Here is a 24,228-nt window from a genome sequence, read left to right as displayed (position 1 = left end):
TGGCGTGCCAGGTGACGACCCGCACGCCGGACCGCCGACCGGACCACCCACGGGACCATCCACCGGACCACCCACCGGACCGCGCAACGAGATCACCGGCGCGTCGGCCGACGCGATCGTCCAGGCGGGGAACATCCACGGCGACGTCCACCTGCACCCGCGCGGGCCGCTGGTCCGGTCCGCCTACCTGGAGCAGGTCGCCCGGATCGCGCCGGTGGAGCTGCGGGACCGCGACGCCGAGCTGACCGGGCTGGCCGAGTGGGCCGCCCGGGGCGACGAGCCGTACCGGTGGCTGCGGGCGCCGGCGTGGGCGGGCAAGTCGGCGTTGATGTCGTGGTTCGCCCTGCACCCGCCGGCCGGGGTCCGCGTGGTGTCGTTCTTCGTCACCGCGCGCCTGTCCGGCCAGGGCGACAAGACCGCCTTCGCCGAGGTCGTCATCGAGCAGCTGGCGGAACTGCTGCGGGAGCCGCTGCCCCAGCTCCTGACCGACGCCACCCGCGACGCCCACCTCCTGGGCCTGCTGAACCGGGCCGCGGCCGCGTGCCGGGACCGGGGCGAGCGGCTCGTGCTCGTGGTCGACGGCCTGGACGAGGACGTCGGGGTGACCGGCGGCCCGGACGGGCACAGCATCGCCGCGCTGCTGCCCGCCGCACCGGCGGCCGGGCTGGGGGTGGTCGTGTCCGGGCGGCCGGACCCGCCGATCCCCGTCGACGTGCCGGCGCACCACCCGCTGCGCGACCCCCGGGTGGTGCGGGAGCTGTCGCGGTCGGCGCACGCGGAGGTCGTGCGGGCGGACGCCCAGCGCGAGCTGGTGCGCCTGGTGCGCGGCAACGACACCGCGCGGGACCTGCTGGGCCTGCTCGCCGCCGCCGGCGGCGGCCTGACCGCCGCCGACCTCGTCGAGCTGACCGGCCGACCGGCGTGGGAGGTCGAGGAGCAGCTGCACGCGGTGTCCGGGCGCGCGTTCAACCGCCGCGCGGGCCACTGGGGCGTGTCCGCGGACCACGTCTACCTGATGGCGCACGAGCAGCTGCACCGGGACGCGCTGCGGATGCTCGGCGAGGAGCGGCTGGCGGGGTTGCGGCAGCGGCTGCACGACTGGGCCGACGACCACCGCGCCGCCGGGTGGCCCAGCGGCACGCCGGAGTACCTGCTGCTCGGGTACTTCCGCCTGCTGCGGGAGACCGGCGAGGTGGCCCGGCTGACCCGCTGCGCGCTCGACCGGGCCCGGCACGCCCGGATGTCCGACCTGACCGGCGGTGACAGCGCGGCGCTGACCGAGGTGGCCACGGCGCAGGAGGTCCTGTGCTCCGGGGCCGAGCCGGACCCGCTGACCGCGGTCCGGTTGGGGATCTACCGGGGCGAGCTGGTCAACCGGAACTTCCTGGTGCCCGCCGAGCTGCCCGTGGCCTGGGTCCACCTCGGGCACTGGGCGCGGGCCGAGGCGCTGGCCTGGGCCCTGCCCGACGCGGCGCAGCGGACGCGCGTCCTGCTCGCGGTGTCGCGCGCGGTGGCCGCGACCGGCGACCTGGCGCGGGCCGAGGCGATCGCCGGGTCGGCCCACCCGGCCGGGCCCCGGACGAGCCTGACGAGGCGGCGGCTGTCCCGGTCCGGCGACCACCCCGCCGCCCTGGACGCCCCGCCGGGGGCCAAGAGGTCGCGGCGTTCCCGGGGCGGCAACCGCAAGACCCGCTTCGACAAGGTCCTGGCGGCGATCGAGCACGGCGACCTGGCGCTGTCGGAGCGCCTGGCCCGCCGCCTGCGCCGCGGTTCCCACCAGGCCAAGGCGCTGATCGCCCTGGTGCGGGCCCTGGCGCGGGACGGCCGGGTCGCGCAGGCCGAGGCGATCGCCCGCGAGATCACCTACCCGATCCTGCGGGCCGAGGCGCTCACCGCCCTGGTCCTGCCCGTCGCCGACGCGGGCGACCCGGCTCGCGCGGAGGCGCTGGCGTCCGAGGCGGAGCGCACCGCGCGCCTGGTGGACGTGCTCCCCCGGCCCGAGGTGGTGATCACCGTGCTCGGCGCGGCGGCGGCGGCGGGCGACGTGGGCGCGGCCGAGGCGCTGGCGCGCTCGCTGGACGACCCGCGGCTGCGCGCGCGGGCGCTGACCGGCCTGGTCGCCGCCGTCGCGGACACCGGGGACACCGGTCGGGCGGAAGCGCTGGCCTCGACCGTCGACGACCCGCACTGGCGGGCGCGGGCGCTGATCCGCGCGGGCGGCGACGTGGAACGGCGCCTCGACGAGGTGCGCCCGCTGTTCGGCGCGGTGCGGCACGCGCACGAACGGGCCGAGGTGCTGGCCGCCTGGTCCACCGCGCTGGCCGACCGGGGCGAGTCCGACCGCGCCGAGCGGGTGGCGCGGTCGGTCCGGAACGCGGCGTCACGAGGGCGCGCCCTGGCGCACCTGGCCCGCGTGGTCGCCGAGCGGGGCGACCCGGAGCGGGCCGACGCGCTGGCGGGGACGATCGACGACCCCGATCACCGGGCACGGGCCCTGGCCGTGGTCGCGCGGGTGGCGGGGGACCCCGCGCGGGCGCGGCGCGTGCCCGACGCCCGGTGGCGGGTGCACGCGCTGGCCGGGCTGGTCACGGTCGGTGGGGTGGTCACGGCCGAAGGGGTGGCCACGCCCGGCGGGCCGGCCGCCACCGACCGGCAGGTGACCGGTGAGCCGGCTACCACCAGAGGGCCGGCGGCCACCGACACACCGACCACCACCTGCGAGCCGACCACCGGTGCTCCGACCACCACCGGTGAGCCGGTCAGCGCCAGTGAGCCCGTCACCACCGACGAGCTGGTCGAAGCGGTCCGGCAGGTCGACCGCACGTCGCAGCGCGCGCAGGCGTGGTGCGACGTCGTGACGGCGGCGGCGCGGTGCGGCGAACTGGCCCGCGCCGAGCGGCTGGCCGGTGCCATCGCCCTGCCGGCGTGGCGGGCGGAGGCGTTGGCCGCCCTGGTGCCGCTGGTGGCCGAGATCGCCGGCGCCGAGCGGGCGCGGGCGGTCGCCGACCGGGTCGAGGACCCCGACGCGCGGGCGCGGGCGCTGGCGGCGCTCGTGCCGCACGTGCCGGAAGCCGAGGCGGACCGACTGGTCGTCGCCGTCGTCGCGCTGCACCGGTGGGAGCTGGCCCTGCCCGCGCTCGCCCGGTTCAGGCCGGACCTGGTGTCCGCGATCGCCCGCGACTTCCTCGCCGCCATCCGGGTGTGAACGAGACCACACGGCCGACCGCACAGCGCCGGGAACAACAAAGTTGAGTCGACCGTTGTCAGGTTCGAAGGCGGTGAGACCGCCGAGAAGCACTGATGAAGGAGGCGAGCGCCGTGTTGATGCGCACCGACCCGTTCCGGCAAGTGGAGCGGCTCACCCAGCAGGTGTTCGGTTCCGAGGGCACCCGGTTCCGCCCCTCGGCCGTGCCGATGGACGCCTATCGCAGGGGTGACGAGTTCTTCGTCCAGTTCGACCTGCCGGGCGTCTCCCCCGAGACGATCGACCTCAAGGTCGAGCGCAACGTGCTCACCGTCAGGGCCGAGCGCGCCACCGAGTCCGGCGACGAGCGCCAGTGGCAGGTCACCGAGCGCCCGCGGGGCGTGTTCTCCCGCCAGGTGTTCCTGGGCGACGCCCTGGACAGCGAGCGGATCGAGGCGGACTACGAGGCCGGCGTGCTGACCGTCCGCATCCCGGTGGCCGAGCGCGCGCAGCCGCGCAAGATCGCGGTCGTCGAGCGGCGGCCCTCGGTCGAGGCCTGATCGAGGCCTGATCCAAGCCCGGCGGCCCGGTCGACTCCCCCCTCGACCGGGCCGCCCACGTGCCCGTGTCCGTTTCAGGGGTGAACCCCTGAAACGGACACGTCACCCCTCCAGGGGGTGACACGACCAGGTGATCCCTAGTGGAATGGTGTGTCCTCTACCCCGATCAGGGCGGATACACGGCCGGATGAGCACCGCGTTCAAGACCCACGTCCGCCGTGCCCTGAGGGCGACCTGGCAGGGCGTGCTGCTGATGGGGCTCTCCGCGCTGTCACTGGCCTCGTTCATCTTCAGCGTGGTCTCGATGGCCTTCCTCCCGCTGGGCGTCGGCCTGGTCCTGGTGCCGGTCGCGATCGGGGTGCTGCGCTGGACCGCGAACCAGGGCCGCCAGCTGGCCGGCGCCGCGGGCGTCGAGGTGCCCGAGCCCTACCTGTCCCGGCCCCAGCCCGCGAGCGGGCTCGCCGGACTCGCCCAGCGCGTGCAGTGGTTGTTGGTCGAAGCGGCCACGTGGCGCGACCTGCTGTGGTCGTTGACGAACTCGCTCGTCGGCTTCCTCTCGGGCCTGCTGCCGGTCACCATGCTGGGCTACGCCATCCAGGGCGTGGTGCTGCCACCCGTCCTGTTGTTGCTGCGCGGCCCGGATGAGGCCCCGCTGAAGTTCTGGAGCGGCCTCTTCCACCTCAAGGAGAACGCCGGCGCCACGGCGGCGCTGTCCGCGGTCGTCGGCCTGGTGGTGGCCTCGTTGTGGTTGTGGGCCGCGTCGCACCTGGTGCAGGGCCAGGCGGTGTTCACCCGCTCGCTGCTGTCGCCGACGAGGGGTGCGCTCCTGTCGGCCCGGGTCAACCACCTCAACCACCTGCGCTCCGAGATCATCGACATCCAGGAGGCCGAGCTGCGCCGCATCGAGCGCGACCTCCACGACGGCGCGCAGGCCCGGCTGGTCGCGATCGGCATGAAGCTCGGCGCGGTGGACCGGTACCTGGAAACCGACGTGCACAGCGCCCGCACGTTGCTCACCGAGGCGCGCGAGGCGTCGGTGAAGGCGTTGCAGGAGCTGCGGGACCTGGTGCGCGGCATCCACCCGCCCGTGCTGGCCGAGCGCGGCCTCGGCCCGGCCATCGAGGCGCTGGCCCTGGAGAGCCCGCTGGACGTCGAGCTGACCGTGGACCTGCCGCGCAGGCTCTACCCGCCGCTGGAGTCGGCCGCCTACTTCGCGGTGACGGAGCTGCTGACGAACGCGGCCAAGCACGCCGACCCGCGCCAGGTGGAGATCACCGCCACGCTGTCGCACGAGCTGCTGCGCATCACCGTCGCCGACGACGGCCGCGGCGGCGCGGACCTCGACCACGGCACGGGGTTGCGGGGCATCGCCCGCAGGTGCGAGACGTTCGACGGTAGGCTGACCGTACGCAGTCCAGTCGGGGGTCCGACTGCCATCACCCTGGAGTTGCCGTGCGCGTCGTCCTCGCCGAGGACCTCTACCTCCTGAGGCAAGGTCTCGTCCAGCTGCTGGAGTCACACGGCTTCGAGATCGTGGCCGCGGTGGACAACGGGCCGCAGCTGCTGTCCGTGCTGCTCTCCGAGCGACCGGACGTGGCCGTGGTGGACGTGCGGCTGCCGCCGACGTTCACCGACGAGGGCATCCAGGCCGCGCTGGAGGCGCGGCGACAGGTCAAGGGCCTGCCGATCCTGGTGCTGTCCCAGCACGTCGAGAGCCTGTACGCCCGGGAGCTGCTGGCCGACGGCGTGGGCGGCATCGGTTACCTGCTCAAGGACCGGGTGTTCAACAGCGACCAGTTCATCGACGCGGTCCGCCGGGTCGCGGACGGCGGCACCTCGATGGACCCGCAGGTCATCTCCCGCCTGCTGGCGGGCAACGCGCGCCGCGAGCCGCTGGCGACGCTGACCCAGCGGGAGCGCGAGGTCCTGTCGCTGATGGCGGAGGGCTGCTCCAACGCCGCGGTCGCCCAGCGCCTGGTGATCAGCCAGGGCGCGGTCGCGAAGTACACCACGAGCATCTTCACGAAGCTGGACATCATCCAGTCCGACGACCACAACCGGCGCGTGCTGGCCGTCCTGACGTACCTGAACTCCCCCGCCGGCCGCGACGGGCACGCCGCCGAGTAGGCGCGGCGCCCGGTGCGCGGGGTGCCCCTCTGTGGTTGTCAAGCTGCGACCCGGGGCGGGATCGGATTCAGGGCGGCGGTAGCGGGTCTTGGTGCGGAGCATCGGGTCTTGGTGCGGAGCACGGCGAACAGGACGTTGTAGCGGCATCGGGCCAGGTGCCTGGAGGACTTGACCGCCGGGTGGGCGATGCGGGGCCGTTGGCGCGGGATCCGCCGACCACCCGCACAACAGATCGCGCCGCGACCGCCAGGAGGACCCGGCGATCGCGGCGCGCCCCTCGTACGGGGGGTGGGCCCCGGAGCCAGGGGGGGAGGAGGCTCCGGGGCCCGATTGGGGGGTGGTACGAGGGGGGTCAGTCGGCCGCCCTTGCGGCTTCCGCCGAGGGCACCGCGAGGATCTTGCGGGCCGGCAGCAGCGTCGCCGCCAGGGTCAGCGCGAACGCTCCGACCACCACCGCCAGGAAGATCCACACCGGTCCCGCCGGCAGTGGTCGGTCCAGCACCACGATGCTGAAGGGCATCAGCGTGGCTATCGAGGCGAAGGTGCCGAGGACGATGCCGATCGCCGCGACCACCGACGCCTCCAGCGCGAGCATCTGCATCACCTGCCGCGGCGTGGTGCCGATCAGCCGCTGCACGCCCAGTTCCCGCTTGCGCGAGGCGGTCGCCATGACCAGCGTGTTCGCCACCGAGATCAGCGTGTACCCGGTGATCAGGCCGACCAGGAGGTAGTTCACCCAGGTCTGCGTCTCCGTGCCCTTGGCGAAGGTGACGATCGACGAGTTGTCGCCGACGATCGCGCCGGGCACCGAGGCCACCCGTTCGCCCACCGCCGCCATCACCGCCTCGGACGAGGCGCCGGGCGCGCCCTTGACCAGGATCTGCTGCGCCAGGCCCGTGGTGGTGTGCTCGGCCAGCAGGTCCGCGGACACCAGGAGCGTCTCGTAGCCCTCCTTGGCCTCGTACAGCGCCACGACCGTCACCTCGGCCTGCTCCCGGTCGCCCAGGCGCAGCGTCACCTTGTCACCGACGCCCACGCCGATCTCGGTGGCCTGCGCCACCGGCAGCCCGGCGGTCGAGCCGGTCAGGCCGGCGAGGTCGCCCTCGACCGGCGTGATGCCGGTGATCTGCGCCGCGCTCTCGCCGTCCACGCCCTGCATCGGCCACGGGCTGGAGACGTGCGAACCGTCGTAGGGCTTGTCGATCCACCCCGCGCTGGTCACGTACCGGGTGGCGGCTTCGACGCCCTCGACCGACCGCACCTGGTCCACGACCTCCGGCGTGAAACCGCCGGTGGACGAGGACACCACCGCGTCGGTCCGCAGGTCCTCGGCGAACCAGCGGAACGCCGCGGCCTCCTGCGTGGTCGAGATGTAGAAGTTCGACAGCGCGATGCCGACCGCGAGCATGATCGGCGTGACCGCCGCGGCCATGCGCACCGAGCGCAGCCGCATGTTGTTGTTGGCCAGGTACCCGACCACCCCGCCGGCGGCGCGCACCGGTGCGGCGAACAGGCGGCCGATCACCTTGGTCAGGCCGGGGCTGATCAGCGCCAGGCCGATCGCCCACGCCATCACCGCCGGGCCGGCCGTGGCCGAGGCCACCGGGCCCGTCATGAACGCGCCGGTCACGATGAACAGGCCGATGCCGATCAGGAAGAACAGCACCGCGAACAGCACGCGCGGGAACGTGACCCACTTGCGCTGCACCGACGCCTCGGCCATCGCCTCGACCGGGTTCACCTTGGCGGCGCGGGAGCTGGTGATGCGGGCGGCGAGCAGCGCGCTCAGCAGCGCCACCACCGGGCCGATCAGGTAGGCGAAGAAGCCCTGGCGGTACTCCACGACCGGCGAGATGACCCCGGCCTCGGAGATGAGCTCGAACATCAGCGGCCCGATCACGATGCCGGGCAGGCAGCCGAGCACCGCGGCGATGACGCCGACGAAGAACGCCTCGCCGATGATCATCCGGCGCACCTGCGCCGGCGTGCCGCCGATGGCCCGCAGCGACGCGATCTCCTTCTGGCGCTGCTGGATCGACAGGCCGAGCGTGCTGGAGACGACGAACATCGCGATGAACACCGCCATGCCGCCGAACACCGCGGCGAGCGGGATGAGCTGCGCCCGGCCGCCGACGGCCTCCGGGTGCTCCGCGAGACCGCGGTCGTCCTCGATCAGCACCGAGTAGGGCTGCCCGGCGAACCTGTCCTCCAGGGACTCCTGGAACGCCTCGACGTCCACGCCGGGGCGCAGGAACAGGCCGAAGGAGCTGACCTGGCCGCCGTGCTCGCCGAGGTCGGAGATCGCCGAGTCGGCGAAGAACAGCAGCGACTGCGGGTCCTGCTCCGCCGCGGGCACCAGGCCCGTGACGCGGAAGGAGTCCGCGGCGCCGTTGGTCACCACGTCGACCTGGTCGCCGACCTTCACGCCGGCCAGGTTCGCGGTGGCCGCGTCGAGCACCACGTCGCGGTCACGGGTCGGCTCGTCGCCCTCGACCAGGGCGAACGGCCCGAGCTGCGCCGATTCCCAGGCGTGGCCCAGGGATTGCGGCCCGGCCTGCACCGGGCGTCCCTCCCGCAGGACGGTCGCGGCCACGTTGGTCTCGGCGACCACCCGCTCCACACCGTCGACCGAGGCCAGCTCGTCGGCCATCTCCGGGTCGAGCCACTGGCGCTCGGCGAGCGCCACGGTCTTCATGTCCTTGAGGTCGTTGGGGTCCTCTTTGGGCACCAGGTACGACTGCTGCCCGCTGACCACGACGGGGGCCGCGGCCAGCCGTTGCGGCGGCACCGCGACGGTGATGCCGGTTTCCATGAGGCCGGCGCACGCGATCACCAGGCCCGATCCGAGGAACACCGCGATGAACGTCGCGATGAACCCCGCCTTGCGGTACCGGAGCGTGCGGAGAGCGAGCTGCCACATCAGTAGTTGCCCCCTCGATCACGCCGGCCCTGGCCCTGGGCCTGGCTCAGGCTGAACGAGCGCTGCGGGCGCTCGACCATCGCGGTCAGGTGGGTCATCCGCTCGGCGACGGCCTCGGCGGTCGGGTGCTTGAGCTGCCCGATGATCTGGCCGTCGATGAGGAAGATGACGCTGTCCGCGTGCGAGGCGGCCACCGGGTCGTGCGTGACCATCACGATGGTCTGACCGCTGACCAGGACCGACTCTCGCATCAGGTCCAGCACCTCCAGCGCGGTGCGGGTGTCGAGCGCGCCGGTCGGCTCGTCGGCGAACACGACGGCGGGCTCGGACACGAGCGCGCGGGCGATCGCCACGCGCTGCTGCTGACCACCCGAGAGCTCACCGGGCAGGTGCGAGCGGCGCTGGTCGAGGCCGACCCGGCGGATGACGTCCGCGACGCGGTTGCGGTCGATCTTGCGACCGGCCAGCTTCATCGGCAGCGTGACGTTCTGCTCGACGGTCAGCGCGGGCAGCAGGTTGAAGCTCTGGAAGATGAAGCCGACCCGCTCCCGGCGCAGCTCGGTCAGCTGGACCTCGCTCATGCCGGTCAGGTCGATGCCGTCGAGGATGACCGCGCCGGTCGTCGGCTGGTCGAGTCCTGCCGCGCACTGGAGGAACGTGCTCTTGCCCGAACCGGACGGGCCCATGACCGCGGTGAAGCTGCCGTAGTCCAGCGCGATGTCGACGCCGCGCAGCGCCTCCACCGCGCTGTCACCCTTGCCGTAGGTCTTGCGGACAGAGTCCAGGCGCACGGCCGCGGGTGCGCTGCCGTTCCCGCCGTGCTGGTCCCTCCGCCTACCGCCAAACATCGCCACTCACCCGCATTCCTGTTGGTACTCGTCCTCGTGCCTTGCCGCTAACGCTAGGGGGAACGCCGTTCACGTTCCATGGACCTAGGAGCACACCTGAGGTGGGCCCAGGCCCACCCCGGCGGTGGGCCGGGGCGCGAACCGCCCGCGCCTCCTGATCACACCACGGACCCCCGACAAGACCGAGCCGCATCGACACCCGATCGGGTGTCGATGCGGCTCGGCTGGGTGAAACTGGGCGCGGTGCGCGGCGCGGTCAGCGCCGGATCACGCCACCGGACGTCGAGCGTGCGCCCTGGCGCGGGTCTCGCGCCGAGCGCTGCACCGGTGTGTGCCCTGTCGCGTGCCCTGTCGGGTGCCCCGGTGTCGGCTGGGGCGCGGTGACCGTCGGGGCCTCCGCGGCCCACATGTCCAGCGCGCCCATCGGGAGCCCCGTCGGCAGGTCGGTGCGGCGTCGCACCTTCAGCTTCCGGTAGACCCGGGTCAGGTGCTGCTCCACGGTGCTCACCGTGATGTAGAGCTTGCGGCTGATCTCCCGGTTGGTGTGGCCCAGCGCGGCCAGCGCCGCGACCCGCCGCTCGGCGGTGCTCAGCGTGGCCAGGTCGTCGGGCTCGTGCGCCGCGCCGCGGCTGTCGACCTCCGCCGCTTCCTCCTCCTCGCCCTCGGCCTCGTCCAGGACCAGGCCGCGGGGCAGGAACTGGCGGCACAGCGACTCGGCCTGGCAGCCCTCGGCCATCCGCAGCGCGCGCTTGGCCACGACCTTGGCCGCGCCGAACTCGCCCAGCGCGTGGTGGGTGCTGCTGAGCAGGGCCAGCGCGACGGACAGCTCGACCTGGTCGCCGCAGCCCTGGAACAGCGCCGCGGCCTCGCGCAGCATGGGCAGCCGCTGCTTGAGCTCGATCGACGACGACAGCACCCGCAGCGACACGCCGCGAACCCGCGGGTTGTCCGCCGTCGGCCGCTCCAGCTGCGCCAGCACCAGCTCGCCGGCGCGGTCGATCCGGTTCAGCCGCAGGTACGCCTGCGCCAGGTCGGAGCGCCACGGCAGCAGCGCGGGCAGGTCGAGGTCCCAGTGCACGGCAAGCTCGCCGCACGCCTCGAAGTCGGCCAGGGCGGCGTGCGCCCTGCCCGCGGCCAGGTTCGCCTGTCCCCTGGCCCGCAGGTACACCGCCCAGTGCCAGGTGTTCTGCGCGGCCACCGGGACGGCGCGCTTGAGCTGCGCCTCGGCCTCGTCGTGCTTGCCGGTCGCCGAGGTGGCCAGCACCAGCGCCGCGAGCGGCGAGGCGATGGCCGGACCCCAGTTGTGCGAGGACAGCGCGGTGAGCGCGAGGCGGGCCTGGCGCTCGGCGGTGGCCAGGTCGCCCTCCATCAGCGCGATGTGCGCCCGCACGTCGGCCAGCACCGCCTTCCACGTGGCGGCGTTGCCGGTGCCGACGTCGCCGCGCAGCGTGTCGCACCAGTGCTTGGCCCGGCCGACCTCGCCGCACGCCGCCAGCGTCAGCAACGCGTACGAGGCGCCCTCCGGCGCGCTGTCGGGCGCCCAGCAGTTGCGCAGCAGGCGCTCCGCCGTGGCCACCAGGTCCTCCTGGTGGTCGCGGACCAGCGCCGAGCGCCGGTCGCCGGCGCCGACGGGCACGGCGTCGGCCACGGTCGGGTGCAGCCAGCGCACCCAGTCCCGCAGCACCCGGTGCTCGCTGGCGGCCGGCGAGTGGGGGCTCTCCGCGGCGGTCTCCTCCAACCGCCGCAGGGTGTCCCTGGCCTCGGCGGTCCGGCCGAACCACAGCTGGTAGCGCAGCAGCGCCCGGGTCTCGCGCACGCCGAGCAGCCCGCGCTCGGCGGCCTCGCGCAGCTCGGGCAGGTGCCGGGACACCACCGACGGGGTGGCCCGCCACTGCACGGCGGCCAGCGCGGCGGCGAGCGCGGCGCGCCCGGCCGCGTCGTCCTCCGGGCAGCTGGCGCGCGCCAGCTTCAGGAACTCCACCGCCCGCTCCGGCCGGTGCTCGGCCAGCGCGGTGTCGGCGGCGTCCCGCAGCACGGCGACCGCCCACGGCGCGGTGGCGGCGCCGGCGGCGCTCAGGTGCGCGGCGATGTCCGCGCTGGGCAGGCCCTCGGCGTAGAGCAGGCCGGCCGCGCGCTGGTGCGCCGCGGCCAGCTCGTCGACGCCCAGGTCGGCCAGCACCGCCGCCCGGACGGCCGGGTGGCGGAAACGACCGTCGTCGAGCAACCCGGTGTGGTTGAGCGCGGTGAGCACCTCGACGACCGAGGCGGTCTTGCGGCCGAGCAGGCGGCCGAGCAGCTCGGGCGTCGCGTTCTCGCCCAGCACGGCCACCGCGCGCACCACGTCGAGCATCCCCGGCTCCCACCGGTGCAGGCAGGCGAGCACTGCCTGGCGGAACGCCTCCCCGGCGGTCACGCCGTCACCGGGGTCGCCGTCCTCGGTGAACACGGCGGTGCGGTGGTCCTGCACCAGCGCCTTGACCAGTAACGGGTTGCCGCCGGTCATGGCGTGGTAGGCCGGCGCCAGCGCGGTGGCGGTGCGCTGGTCCAGCTCCTCGGCGACGATGCGCGCCACGCCACGCGGCGACAACGGGGACAGGCGGACCGGGGTGAACCACGGCGTCCTGGTCAGCTCGGCCCGGAACAGGGCGTTGACGTGCCGCGAGTGGTCGGACTCGGTCAGCACCAGCATGATCCGCGCACCGCTGAGCCTGCGCTGGAGGTGCAGCAGCGCCTGCAAGGTGCACGAGTCGGCGTACTCCACGTCGTCGGCCACCAGCACGAGGGGCTGGGCCTTCGCCGCGTCGAACAGCACTTCGCGGACCGCTCGGACGGTCTGCGAGTGCTGTTGCGCCCCGGTGTCGGGGGTCGTGCTCTCCTGGGCCGCGGTCGTCGGCGCGCCCACGCGCTCGACGTCCAGCAGCCTCCCCAGTCGTTCGGTGACCTCCACGGGCAGCCCCGCGGCGAACTGCGCCAGCACGCCGCCGTTGACCCCGCGCTCCGCACGGGAGCAGGTCGCGGTCAGCACGAGCGCGCCGCCGGCCGCGGCGCGCTCGCCGAAGGCACGCACGAGAGCGGTCTTGCCGCTCGCGCCGGGGCCGCCGACGTGCACCACGTGGCCGTTGCCCGCCACGCTCCCGGTGAATATCGCGTCTAATTGGTCTAGCAGGTGCTCGCGCTCGACGAGACTCAAAGTTGACTCCCCCAGTTCAGCTGTTGCGGCGTCGGTACAGACACAACGCTGTGCAGTCAAATGATGACTGGATGGGACCCTAACCGCCGGTATACAAACGTACAAGACGAATGTGTACCACAAATAGGTGTAAAAAACGAAAGTTCATCACGTTTGCCCGAACGGTCATTTAACTCGCCGGTAGATACTGGGCCGTGCGGAGCGTTGGGACACTTTTTTCCCTGATGCGTTCCCTCCTGGACACTTCCTCGCAACAGGAGCGCCACGAAGCGCCGGGGACACCCGGCCACGACGACGCCGCCCCGGTCAACCGTTAACTTCGGCTTCCCGGGGCGGCGCGTGTTTCGGGCGGGACTCGGTCAGTCCGAGGCCTCCAGCTCCTCGTCCAGCAGGTCGAACAGCTCGTCGGCGGTCACGGAGTCCAACTCGGCGTCCTGCCCGGACGCCGCGTCGCCCGCCGCGCCGGGCGCCGCCCAGCGGGCCAGCAGGGCGCGGAGCCTGGACTCGACCCGGGCACGCTCCTCCTCGTCGGGCGACGCGGAATCCACGAGCAATTCGAGCCTTGCCAGTTCCGATTCAACGGAGGGTGTGACTTCCACCTCTCCGACCAGCTCGGCGTGGAGCAGCTCCGCGACGGCGGCCGGGGTCGGGTGGTCGTAAACCAACGTCGCCGACAACCGCACCCCGGCGGTTTCACCGACCCGGTTGCGCAGCTCCACGGCGGCCAGCGAGTCGAAGCCCAGCTCCAGGAAGCCGCGGTCCGGGTCCACCGCGTGCGGCCCGTCGTGGCCGAGCACGCCCGCCACCAGGCCGCGGACCAGGTCGAGCAGGTGCTTGCGCCGTTCGGTCGCCGGCAGCGCCGCGAGGCGGTCGGCCAGCGACGCGGCCGGTTGCGCCACGCCCACCTGGGCGGCCCGCCGGGTGGCGCCGCGCACCAGCGCGCGGAACACCGGCGGCACGACCTCGCCCGCCGACCGCACCGCGGCCAGGTCCAGCCGCGCGGGCACGAGGTCCGCCCGGTCCGCCGCCACCGCCGCGTCGAACAGCGCCAGCCCGTCCTCCGGGCTCAGCGGCAGCACGCCGGAGTCGGCCATGCGCTTGAGGTCGCGCTCGTCCAGGTTTCCGGTCATCGCGCTGCCCACGCCGGTCCACAGGCCCCAGGCCAGCGACGTGCCCGGCAGCCCGAGCGACCGGCGGTGCCGGGCCAGGGCGTCGAGGAAGCCGTTGGCCGCGGCGTAGGCCGACTGCCCCGCGCCGCCCGTGACCGAGGCCAGCGAGGAGAACAGCACGAACGCGGTCAGGTCGGCGTCGCGGGTCAGCTCGTGCAGGTGCCACGCCGCCGCGGCCTTGGGCCGCCACGCCGCGTCCACCTGCCCGCGGGTGAGGTTGGCCAGCAGCGCGTCGTCGACCGCGCCCGCCGCGTGCACCACGGCGGACAGCTCGACCCCGTCGAGCAGCCCGGCCACCGCCTCGCGGTCGGCCACGTCGCACGCCGCCACGTCCACCCGCGCGCCGTGCCGGGTCAGCTCGGCCACCAGCTCCGGCACGCCCGGCGCCGCCGCGCCGCGCCTGCTGGTCAGCAGCAGCCGCCGCACGCCGTGGTCGGTGACCAGGTGCCGAGCCACCGCCGCGCCGACGCCGCTCGTGCCGCCGGTCACCAGGACCGTGCCGCGGTCGGTGAACGCGGGCTCGCCCGCGGACCCGCCCGCCCGGACCAGCCTCGGCACGAACACCCGGCCCCGGCGCACCGCCAGCTGCGGCTCGCCCGCGGTCAGCGCCGCGGCCAGCGCCAGGTCGGAGGCCGGCTCGCCGTCGGTGTCCACGATCGTCACCACGCCCGGGTGCTCCACCTGAGCGGAGCGCAGCAGGCCCCACAGCGGCGACTGCGCCAGCCCCGGCACGGTGTCGTCGTCGTCCACCGCGACCGCGCCGGTCGTGACGACCACCAGCCGCGTCCGGCCCAACCGCTCGTCGAGCGCCCAGTGCCGCACGGCCGTCATCACCCGGTCGAGGACCTCGCGGCCCGCGACCACCGGGTCGCCGGCCGGCGACTCCACCGGCAGCAGCACCGCGTCGGGCCCCTGCGGGCCGGTCGCGGCCGACATCGCGGCCAGGTCGGGGTAGGAGGCCTCGGCGGCGAAGCGGGTCGCCGAGCCGATCACCGCCAGCCGCGCCGGGGTGTCCGCCGCGCCGAGCACCGGGGTCCAGTCGAGCTGGAACAGCGCGTCGTGCCGCACGGCCGCGGCGGGCCGCGCGGTCGGCAGCGGCCGCACGGTCAGCGAGCCGACCGTGGCGACCGGGCTGCCGACCGCGTCGGCCAGCGCGAACGCGTAGTCCTCGGGGCCGGTCCGGGTCAGCCGCACGCGGAGCACGGACGCGCCGGTCGCGTGCAGCGCCACGTCCCGCCACGCGAACGGCACGCTCACGCCGTCCTCGGCCTCGTCCAGCAGGATCGCGGTGTGCAGGGCCGCGTCGAGCAGCGCCGGGTGCAGGCCGAACCGGCCCGCGTCCACCGCCGCCTCGTCGGGCAGCACGACCTCGCCGAACACCTCGTCCGCACCTCGCCGCCAGGCCGCGCGCAGGCCCTGGAACACCGGGCCGTAGCGGTAGCCCTGGTCGGCCAAGGTCTCGTAGCGGCCCGCCAGGTCCACCTCGACGGCGTCCGCGGGCGGCCACTCGTCCAGGTCGGGCGCGACGACCGGCGCGCCCGCCGCGAGCACGCCGGAGGCGTGCCGGGTCCACGGCGCGTCCTCCGCGCCGGTCGACGAGTAGTCCGACCGCGAGTGCACGGTCAGCGTGCGGCGACCGCTGTCGTCGGCGTTGCCGACCACCACCTGGAGCACCACGCCGCCGCGCTCGGGCAGCGCCAGCGGCGCCTCCAGGGTCAGCTCCTCGACCCGGTCGCACCCGACCTGGTCGCCCGCGCGCACCGCCAGCTCCACGAACGCCGTGCCCGGGAGGATCACCTCGCCGGAGATGGCGTGGTCGGCCAGCCACGGGTGGGTGCGCAGCGACAGCCTGCCGGTGAACACCGCGCCGTCGCCGTCGGCCAGCCCGACCACCGCGCCCAGCAGCGGGTGCCCGGCGTCGACCTGGCCGAGGCCGGTGACGTCGCCCGCGCCGACGGGCGCGTCGAGCCAGAACCTGCGGCGCTGGAACGGGTAGGTGGGCAGGTCGACGCGGCGAGCGCCGGAACCCGCGAACACCGCGCCCCAGTCGGGGGACGCGCCGCGGGCGAACAGCGCGCCCAGCGCGGCGGCCACCGCCCCGGCCTCCGGGCGGTCGGCCCTCAGGGTGGGCACCAGCAGCGCCTCGGCCGGGTCGAGCAGGCAGTCGCGGCCCATCGCGGTCAGCACCGCGTCCGGCCCGACCTCCAGGAACGTGGTGGCGCCGCGCGCCTCCAGCTCCCGCACGCCGTCGTGGAAGCGCACCGCGCCCCGCACGTGCCGCACCCAGTACCCCGGGTCGGTCAGCTCGCCCGCGCCGGCCACGCTGCCGGTCACGTTGGACACCACCGGCACCCGCGGCTCGGCGTAGGACACCGCCGCGGCGACCGCGCGGAACTCGTCGAGCACCGCCTCGGTGTGCGGCGAGTGGAACGCGTGCGAGACGCGCAGCCGCTTCGTCTTGCGGCCCTCGGCCCGCCAGCGGCTCTCCAGCTCGTCGAGCACCGCCTCGTCGCCGGAGACGACGACCGACGCCGGGCCGTTGACCGCGGCCACGTCGACGCGGTCCTCGCGGCCCGCGATCCACTGGCGCACCTGGTCCTCGGTGGCGATCACCGAGACCATCGCGCCGTCCGGCCTCATCGACTGCATGAGCCGGCCGCGGGCGGCGACCAGCCGGCAGGCGTCGGCCAGGGAGAACACGCCGGCCACGTGGGCGGCGGCCAGCTCGCCGATGGAGTGGCCGGCGACGAGGTCGGGCCGGATTCCCCAGGACTCCAGGAGCCGGAACAGCGCCACCTCGAAGGCGAACAGCGCGGGCTGGCTGAACCGGGTCTGGTCCAGCGCCTCCCGGTCCTCGCCGAAGACCACGTCGGCCAGGGACACGCCCAGCTCGGCGTCCATCAGCGCGCAGGCCTCGTCGAACGCCGCGGCGAACACCGGCGACGCGGCGCGCAGCTCGCGGCCCATGCCGAGGCGCTGCGAGCCCTGGCCGGTGAACAGCAGGGCGAGCTTGCCGCCCGCCCGCTTGCCCCGGACCACGCCCGGCCCCTCGCCGTCGCGCGCCAGCGCCTCCAGCGCCGCGAGCACGTCCTCCCGGTCGCCGGGCACGACGGCCGCGCGGTGCTCCAGCGCCGCCCGCGTGGTCGCCGCGGAGTAGACCACGTCGGCCAGGTTCGCGGAGCCGGCGAGCGCCTCGTGGAGCCCCGCCGCGCGGTCGCGCAGCGCGGACTCGCTGTGCGCCGACAGCACCAGCGGGACCAGCGGCGACGCCTCCGCGGGCGCTTCCGCGACCTCGGTGGCGGGCGCCTGCTCCAGCACGATGTGCGCGTTGGTGCCGCTGATGCCGAACGACGACACGCCGGCCCGGCGCGGGCGGCCGGTCGCCGGCCACTCGCGCGGCTCGGTGAGCAGCTCGACGTTGCCCTCGGACCAGTCGACCTGCGGCGTCCGCTCCCCCACGTGCAGGGTTCGCGGCAGCACGCCCTGGCTCATCGCCATGACCATCTTCATCACGCCCGCCACGCCGGCCGCGGCCTGCGTGTGGCCGATGTTGGACTTGATCGAGCCCAGCCACAGCGGCTCGTCCCGGTCCTGGCCGTACGTGACCATGAGCGCCTGCGCCTCGATCGGGTCACCCAGGCGGGTGCCCGTGCCGTGCGCCTCGACCGCGTCGACCTCGGTGTGCGACAGGCCTGCCGCCGACAGCGCGGCGCGGATCACCCGCTGCTGCGACGGGCCGTTGGGCGCGGTCAGACCGTTGGACGCGCCGTCCTGGTTCACCGCGCTGCCGCGGACGACGGCCAGCACCTTGTGGCCGTTGCGCTGGGCGTCGGACAGGCGCTCCAGCACCAGGATGCCCACGCCCTCGGACATCGCCGTGCCGTCCGCGTCCGCCGAGAAGGACTTGGCCCGGCCGTCCAGCGCCAGGCCGCGCTGGAGGCTGAAGTCCAGGAACGTCTCGGGCGTGGCCATCACGCTCACGCCGCCGGCCAGGGCGAGCGTGCACTCGCCCGACCGCAGCGCCTGCGCCGCGAGGTGGATCGACACCAGCGACGACGAGCACGCCGTGTCCACCGACACCGCCGGGCCCTCCAGGCCCAGCACGTAGGACACGCGGCCGGACGCCACCGACGCCAGCGAACCGTTGCCGACGTAGCCGGCCAGCTCGTCGGGCACCGAGGTCAGGCGGGTCGCGTAGTCGTTGTACATGATGCCCGCGAACACGCCCGTGCGGCTGCCGCGCAGCGAGCTCGGGTCGATGCCCGCCCGCTCCAGCGCCTCCCACGACGTCTCCAGCAGCAACCGCTGCTGCGGGTCCATCGCCTGCGCCTCGCGCGGGCTGATCCCGAAGAACTCGGCGTCGAAGTCCGCCGCGTCGTGCAGGAAGCCGCCCTCCAGCGAGCAGGTCTTGCCGACCTTGCCCGGCTCCGGGTCGAACAGGGCCTCGTGGTCCCAGCCGCGGTCGGAGGGGAACGCGGTGATCCCGTGCTCGCCCTCGGCCAGCAGCCGCCACAGCTGCTCGGGCGTGCGGACCTCGCCGGGGAAGCGGCAGCTCATCGCGACGATCGCGATCGGGTCGTCCCCGGCGGGGCCGCCGGTCGCGACCGCGGCCGTGCCGGCGTCCGCCGCCTCGTCGTCGCCCAGCAGCTCGGACTTCAGCAGCTCGGCCAGCACCTGCGGGTTCGGGTGGTCGAACACCAGCGTCGCGGGCAGCCGCAGGCCGGTGGCCGCGTTGAGCCGGTTGCGCAGCTCGACCGAGGCCAGCGAGTCGAAGCCCAGGTCGCGGAACGCCCGGCGCGGCTCGACGCCGTCGGCGCTGTCGTGGCCCAGCACCGCGGCCACGTGCGAGCGCACCAGGTCCAGCAGCACGCGCTCGCGGTCGGCCTCGGGCAGGGCCGCCAGCTCGCCCGCCAGGCCGGTGCCGCCCTGGTCCTCGACCGGGCCGGACACCCGGCGCACCGGCTGCCGGACCAGGCCGCGCAGCAGCGCCGGCACCGCGCCGCGCTCGCGCAGCGCGGCCGTGTCCAGGTGCATCGGCGCCAGCAGCGGCTCGTCCAGGGAGAGGGCGGCGTCGAACAGCGCCAGGCCCTCCTCGCTGGTGAGGCCCTTGACGCCGGACCGCGCCATCCGCGCGATGTCCACATCGGACAGGTGGCCGGTCATGCCGCTGCGCTCCGCCCAGAAGCCCCACGCGAGCGAGACGCCCGGCAGGCCTTCCGCGCGCCGCGCCCGCACCAGGGCGTCCACGTAGACGTTGGCCGCCGCGTAGTTGCCCTGGCCGCCGCCGTCCACGAGCCCGGCCGCCGAGGAGAAGACCACGAACGCCTTGAGGTCGCGGTCGCGGGTCAACTCGTCCAGGTGACGGGCGCCGTCGGCCTTGGGCCGCCACACCGCGTCCACCTGCTCGACCGACATCGACGACACCAGACCGTCGTCGAGCACACCCGCGGTGTGCACCACGCCGCCGAGGCGCTGGATGCCGCCCAGCACCTCGGCCAGCGAGTCGCGGTCGGCCACGTCGCACGCCACCACGTCCACCGTCGCGCCCAGCCCGGCCAGCTCGTCGCGCAGCTCCACCGCGCCCGGCGCGTCCAGACCGCGGCGCGAGGTCAGCACCAAGCCCCGCACACCGTGCTCCACCACCAGGTGCCGGGCCACCAGCGCGCCCAGACCACCCGTGCCACCGGTGACCAGCACCGCGTCCTCGGCGTCCCAGGTGAACGCCTCCGAACCGGCGGTCGCCCGCGCGAGCCTCGGCGCGAACAGCTCCTCGCCGCGGATCGCCACCTCGGGCTCACCCGAGCCGAGGGCGATCAGCAGCTCCTCCCACGACACCGGCCAGGAGTCGGTGTCGACCAGCACGAACCGGTCCGGGTTCTCGGACTCCGCCGCCCGCACCAGGCCGTGGACCGCGGCCACCGCCTGGTCAACCGGCACGTCGCCGACCGCCGCGCCGCCGCGGGTCAGCACCACCAGGCGCGACGCCGCGAACCGGTCGTCGGCCAGCCACTCGCGGGCCACCGCCAGCACCTCGTCCACCGCCGCGCGCGGCGTCGCCGAGGACTTCACCGGCAGCACGACCCACTCGGGCACGTCGTCGGTGAACGAGCCCAGCCCGTCGACCTTCGGCACGTACTTGCCCAGCGCGTTGCCCAGCACGACCACGCGCCCGGTGGTCGGGTCGGCGGTCACGCCGGTCCAGTCGAGCCTGAACAGCGCGTCCGGCACGCCCGGCGCGACCACCACGACCTCGCGGGACAGCAGGTCGTCGACCGACGCGACGGGCGCGCCCGCCTGGTCGGCGACCCTGATCGCCAGGCCGCCCGCGCCGACCGGGGTCAGCTTGACCCGCAGCGCGGCGGCGCCGGTGGCGAACAGCGAGACGCCGGTCCAGGAGAACGGCAGCTGCGGCGGCCGGTCGCCGTCGGACTCCTGCTCCAGCACCAGCACCGAGTGCAGCGCGGAGTCGAGCAGCGCCGGGTGCAGGCCGTAGCCCGCCGCGTCCTGGCGCAGCTCCTCGGGCAGCGCCACGTCGGCGTAGACGTCGTCGCCGAGCCGCCACGCCGCGCGCAGGCCCCGGAACGCCGGGCCGTACTCGTAGCCGCGACCGGCCAGCGCCTCGTACGCGCCGGCGAGGTCGATCGGCTGCGCGCCGGGCGGCGGCCACGCCACCAGGCTGAAGTCGGGCCGGACGGTCCCCTCGGCGAGGAAGCCGGCGGCGTGCCGGGTCCACGGCGCGTCGGCCGCGGCGCCCTCCGGGCGGGAGTGCACGGTCACCGGCCTGCGACCCGCGTGGTCGGGCGCCCCGACGTGCACCTGCACGCGGACGCCGCCCCGCTCGGGCAGCAGCAGCGGCGCCTCCAGGGTCAGCTCCTCGACCCGGTCGCAGCCGACCTGGTCGCCCGCCCGCACGGCCAGCTCCACCAGCGCGGTGCCGGGCAGCAGCGGCGTGCCGGACAGCGCGTGGTGGGCCAGCCACGGGTGGGTGTCCAGGGCGAGGCGGCCGGTGAGCAGCGCCTCGTCCGAGCCGGCCACCGCGATGGCCGCGCCCAGCAGCGGGTGGTCGGCCGAGCCGAGACCCGCCGAGGACACGTCGCCGGCCGGGCCGGTGGCGTCGAGCCAGAAGCGGCGGCGCTGGAACGCGTAGGTCGGCAGCGGCACGCGGCGCGGCGCGGCGGGCGCGAGCATCCCCGCCCAGTCCACCGCGACGCCGCGCGCCCACGCCTCGCCCAGGGACAGCAGCACCCGCGGCAGGCCGCCGTCGTCGCGGCGCAGCGAGCCCACGGCCGCCACGTCGTGCCCGGCCTCCTCGGCGGTCTCCTGGATGCCCATGGTCAGCACCGGGTGCGGGCTGCACTCCACGAACACCGCGTGCCCGGCGCCGAGCAGGTTGCGCGTGGCGCCGACGAAGTCGACGGTCTCGCGCAGGTTGGTGTACCAGTACTCGGCGCCCAGCCCGGCGGTGTCGACGAAGTCGCCGGTGACGGTGGAGCAGAACGGCACGTCCGAGGTGCGCGGCTCGATGTCGGCCAACACCTCCAGCAGCCGTTCGCGGATCGACTCCACGTGCGCGGAGTGCGAGGCGTAGTCCACGGCGATGCGCTTGACCCGCACGCCCTCCGCGGCCAGCTCCGCGCCGAAGGCGTCCAGGGCGCCCGGGTCGCCGGACACCACCACGGAGCGCGTGCCGTTGACCGTGGCCACGGACACGCCCTCGGGCAGCCGGCCGCGCACGTCGTCGGCGGGCAGCAGGACCGACATCATGCCGCCCTTGCCCGCCAGGTCCTCGGCGATGGCCAGGCTGCGCAGGGCCACCACCGCCGCGCCGTCGCGCAGCGACAGGGCGCCCGCGACGCACGCCGCGGCGATCTCGCCCTGGGAGTGGCCGATGACCGCGTCCGGCCGCACGCCCGAGGCGCGCCACACCTCCGCGAGCGACACCATGACCGCCCACAGCACCGGCTGCACCACGTCCACGCGGTCCAGCGACGGCGCGCCCTCCGCGCCCCGGACCACGTCCAGCAGCCGCCAGTCCACGAAGGGCTCCAGCGCCACCGCGCACTCGCGCATCCGCTCGGCGAACACCGGCGAGGACTCCAGCAGCTCCACGGCCATGCCCGCCCACTGCGAACCCTGGCCGGGGAACACGAACGCCACCCGCGGCTCGCCCAGGACGACGCCCTCGACCGCGCCGGCCGGGGACTCGCCCGCGCCGAGCGCCGCCACGCCGGCGCGCAGCCGGTCGACGTCCTCGCCGACCACGACCGCGCGGTGCTCCAGCGCGGCGCGCGTGCCGACCAGCGAGTCCGCCACGTCCACCGGGCGCAGGCCCGGGTGGAGGTCCAGGTGCGCGGCGAGCTGGGCCGCCTGGTCGCGGACCGCCTGGCGGGTGCGGCCGGACAGCACCCACGCCACCGCCGACGGCTCGACCTCGGGCCCCGCGCCCGGCTCGTCCCCGGTCTCCGCGGGAGGGGCCTGCTCCAGCACGATGTGCGCGTTGGTGCCGCTGATGCCGAACGACGACACGCCGGCCCGGCGCGGGCGGCCGGTCGCCGGCCACGGCGTCGTGTCGACCGACAGCTCGACCTCGCCCTCGGTCCAGTCGACCTGCGGGGTCGGCTCGGCCACGTGCAGGGTCTTCGGGACCTGGCCCTCGCGCATCGCCATGACCATCTTGATGATGCCCGCGACGCCCGCGGCGGCCTGGGTGTGGCCGATGTTGGACTTGATCGACCCGAGCAGCAGCGGCTGCTCGCGGTCCTGCCCGTAGGTGGCCAGCACGGCCTGCGCCTCGATCGGGTCGCCCAGCGGGGTGCCGGTGCCGTGCGCCTCGACCGCGTCCACCTCGGCCGGGGTCAGGCCCGCGTTGGCCAGGGCCGCGCGGATGACCCGCTGCTGCGACGGGCCGTTGGGGGCGGTCAGGCCGTTGGACGCGCCGTCCTGGTTGACCGCCGAGCCCTTGACCAGCGCCAGCACCTGGTGGCCGTTGCGGCGCGCGTCGGACAGCCGCTCCAGCAGCAGCAGGCCGACGCCCTCGCCCCAGGCGGTGCCGTCGGCGTCCGCGGAGAACGACTTGGACCGGCCGTTGCCGGCCAGGCCGCGCTGGAGGCTGAAGTCGACGAACGTGTCGGGCTGCGCCATCACCGTGACGCCGCCCGCCAGGGCGAGCGTGCACTCGCCCGACCGCAGCGCCTGCGCGGCCAGGTGGATCGACACCAGCGACGACGAGCACGCGGTGTCCACCGACATGGCGGGCCCCTCCAGGCCCAGCACGTAGGACACGCGGCCGGACAGGACGCTGGCGATGCTGCCGTTGCCCAGGTACCCGGCGAGGTCGTCCGGGACCTCCTTCAACCGGCTGGCGTAGTCGTGGTACATGACGCCCGCGAACATGCCGGTCGGGCTGCCCTTGAGCGAGGTCGGGTCGATGCCCGCCCGCTCCAGGACCTCCCACGCGGTCTCCAGCAGCAGCCGCTGCTGGGGGTCCATCGCCACGGCCTCGCGCGGGCTGATGCCGAAGAACTCGGCGTCGAAGTCCAGCGCGTCGTAGAGGAAGCCGCCCTCGCGGACGTAGGACTTGCCCGGCTTGCCCGGCTCGGGGTCGTAGATCGACTCCACGTCCCAGCCGCGGTCGCCCGGGAACTCGCCGATGGCGTCCACGCCGTCGGCCACCAGCCGCCACAGCTGCTCCGGCGTGCTGACGCCGCCCGGGTAGCGGCAGCCCATGGCGATGATCGCGATGGGGTCGTCGTCGGCGGGCCGGACCACCGGCGCGGTGGTCGCCACCGCGGGCGCGGAGCCGGTCAGCGTGTTCGCGATGTGGCCGACCAGCGCGGCCGGGTTCGGGTAGTCGAACACCAGCGTCGCGGGCAGCCGCAGGCCGGTGGCCGCGTTGAGCCGGTTGCGCAGCTCCACCGCCGCCAGCGAGTCGAAGCCCAGCTCGTTGAACGCGCGCTTCGGCTCGATCTCGTTGCCGCTCTCGTGGCCGAGCACGGCCGCGACGTGCGAGCGCACCAGGTCCAGCAGCACGCGGTCGCGGTCGGCCTCGGCGAGACCGGCCAGCCTGCGCTGGAGCGAGGACTGGTCGGACTGCTCGACCGCGCCGCCGGCGGTCCGGCGGGCGGGTCGCACCAGGCCGCGGAACAGCGCCGGCAGCTGGTCGCCGCGCGAGCGCAGCGCGACCAGGTCGAGCCGCATCGGCACGAGCAGCGGCTCGTCCAGGGAGAGGGA

General features: G+C 74.9%; 8 protein-coding genes. 4 read left to right on the top strand and 4 right to left on the bottom strand.

Going from position 1 to position 24,228, the window contains the following annotated elements:
* The first annotated feature begins 4 nt into the window (after positions 1-4).
* The 4 genes from ABD223_RS27560 to ABD223_RS27545 all read left to right on the top strand — a co-directional run bounded on the left by ABD223_RS27560 (position 5) and on the right by ABD223_RS27545 (position 5,871).
* Positions 5-3,205: a hypothetical protein gene (locus ABD223_RS27560; protein ID WP_344039458.1), complete on the top strand. Its 3,201-nt coding sequence runs from the start codon at positions 5-7 to the stop codon at positions 3,203-3,205.
* Between the two features lie 113 nt (positions 3,206-3,318).
* Complete coding sequence (locus tag ABD223_RS27555) at positions 3,319-3,744, top strand: Hsp20/alpha crystallin family protein (protein ID WP_344039522.1); 426 nt, start codon at positions 3,319-3,321, stop codon at positions 3,742-3,744.
* 187 nt (positions 3,745-3,931) lie between these two features.
* A complete protein-coding gene (locus ABD223_RS27550) occupies positions 3,932-5,233 on the top strand; it encodes a sensor histidine kinase (RefSeq protein WP_344039457.1) in 1,302 nt (433 codons plus the stop codon).
* Entirely contained in the window at positions 5,197-5,871 is a 675-nt protein-coding gene (locus ABD223_RS27545; RefSeq protein ID WP_344039455.1) for a response regulator transcription factor, read from the top strand. Before ABD223_RS27550 ends, ABD223_RS27545 begins: the two co-directional genes overlap by 37 nt.
* A gap of 352 nt (positions 5,872-6,223) precedes the next feature.
* On the opposite strand, the gene ABD223_RS27540 is transcribed toward ABD223_RS27545, so the two are convergent.
* From ABD223_RS27540 to ABD223_RS27525, 4 genes are all read right to left on the bottom strand, one after another.
* Complete coding sequence (locus ABD223_RS27540; protein ID WP_344039454.1) at positions 6,224-8,791, bottom strand: FtsX-like permease family protein; 2,568 nt, start codon at positions 8,789-8,791, stop codon at positions 6,224-6,226.
* The gene (locus tag ABD223_RS27535; protein ID WP_344039453.1) at positions 8,791-9,639 is read right to left on the bottom strand and encodes an ABC transporter ATP-binding protein; all 849 of its coding nucleotides are present in this window, start codon (positions 9,637-9,639) and stop codon (positions 8,791-8,793) included. The genes ABD223_RS27540 and ABD223_RS27535 overlap by 1 nt, the downstream gene beginning before the upstream one ends.
* Before the next feature lie 256 nt (positions 9,640-9,895).
* Entirely contained in the window at positions 9,896-12,829 is a 2,934-nt protein-coding gene (locus ABD223_RS27530) for a helix-turn-helix transcriptional regulator (RefSeq protein WP_344039452.1), read from the bottom strand.
* A gap of 359 nt (positions 12,830-13,188) precedes the next feature.
* A complete protein-coding gene (locus tag ABD223_RS27525) occupies positions 13,189-24,195 on the bottom strand; it encodes an SDR family NAD(P)-dependent oxidoreductase (RefSeq protein ID WP_425564024.1) in 11,007 nt (3,668 codons plus the stop codon).
* Between the last annotated feature and the right edge of the window lie 33 nt (positions 24,196-24,228).

It is taken from the genome of Saccharothrix xinjiangensis, assembly GCF_039527585.1.
Taxonomy (GTDB): Bacteria; Actinomycetota; Actinomycetes; order Mycobacteriales; family Pseudonocardiaceae; genus Actinosynnema; species Actinosynnema xinjiangensis.
The sequence above is the reverse complement of the archived record's forward strand: the minus strand, read 5'-3'. Positions and strand labels throughout refer to the sequence as shown.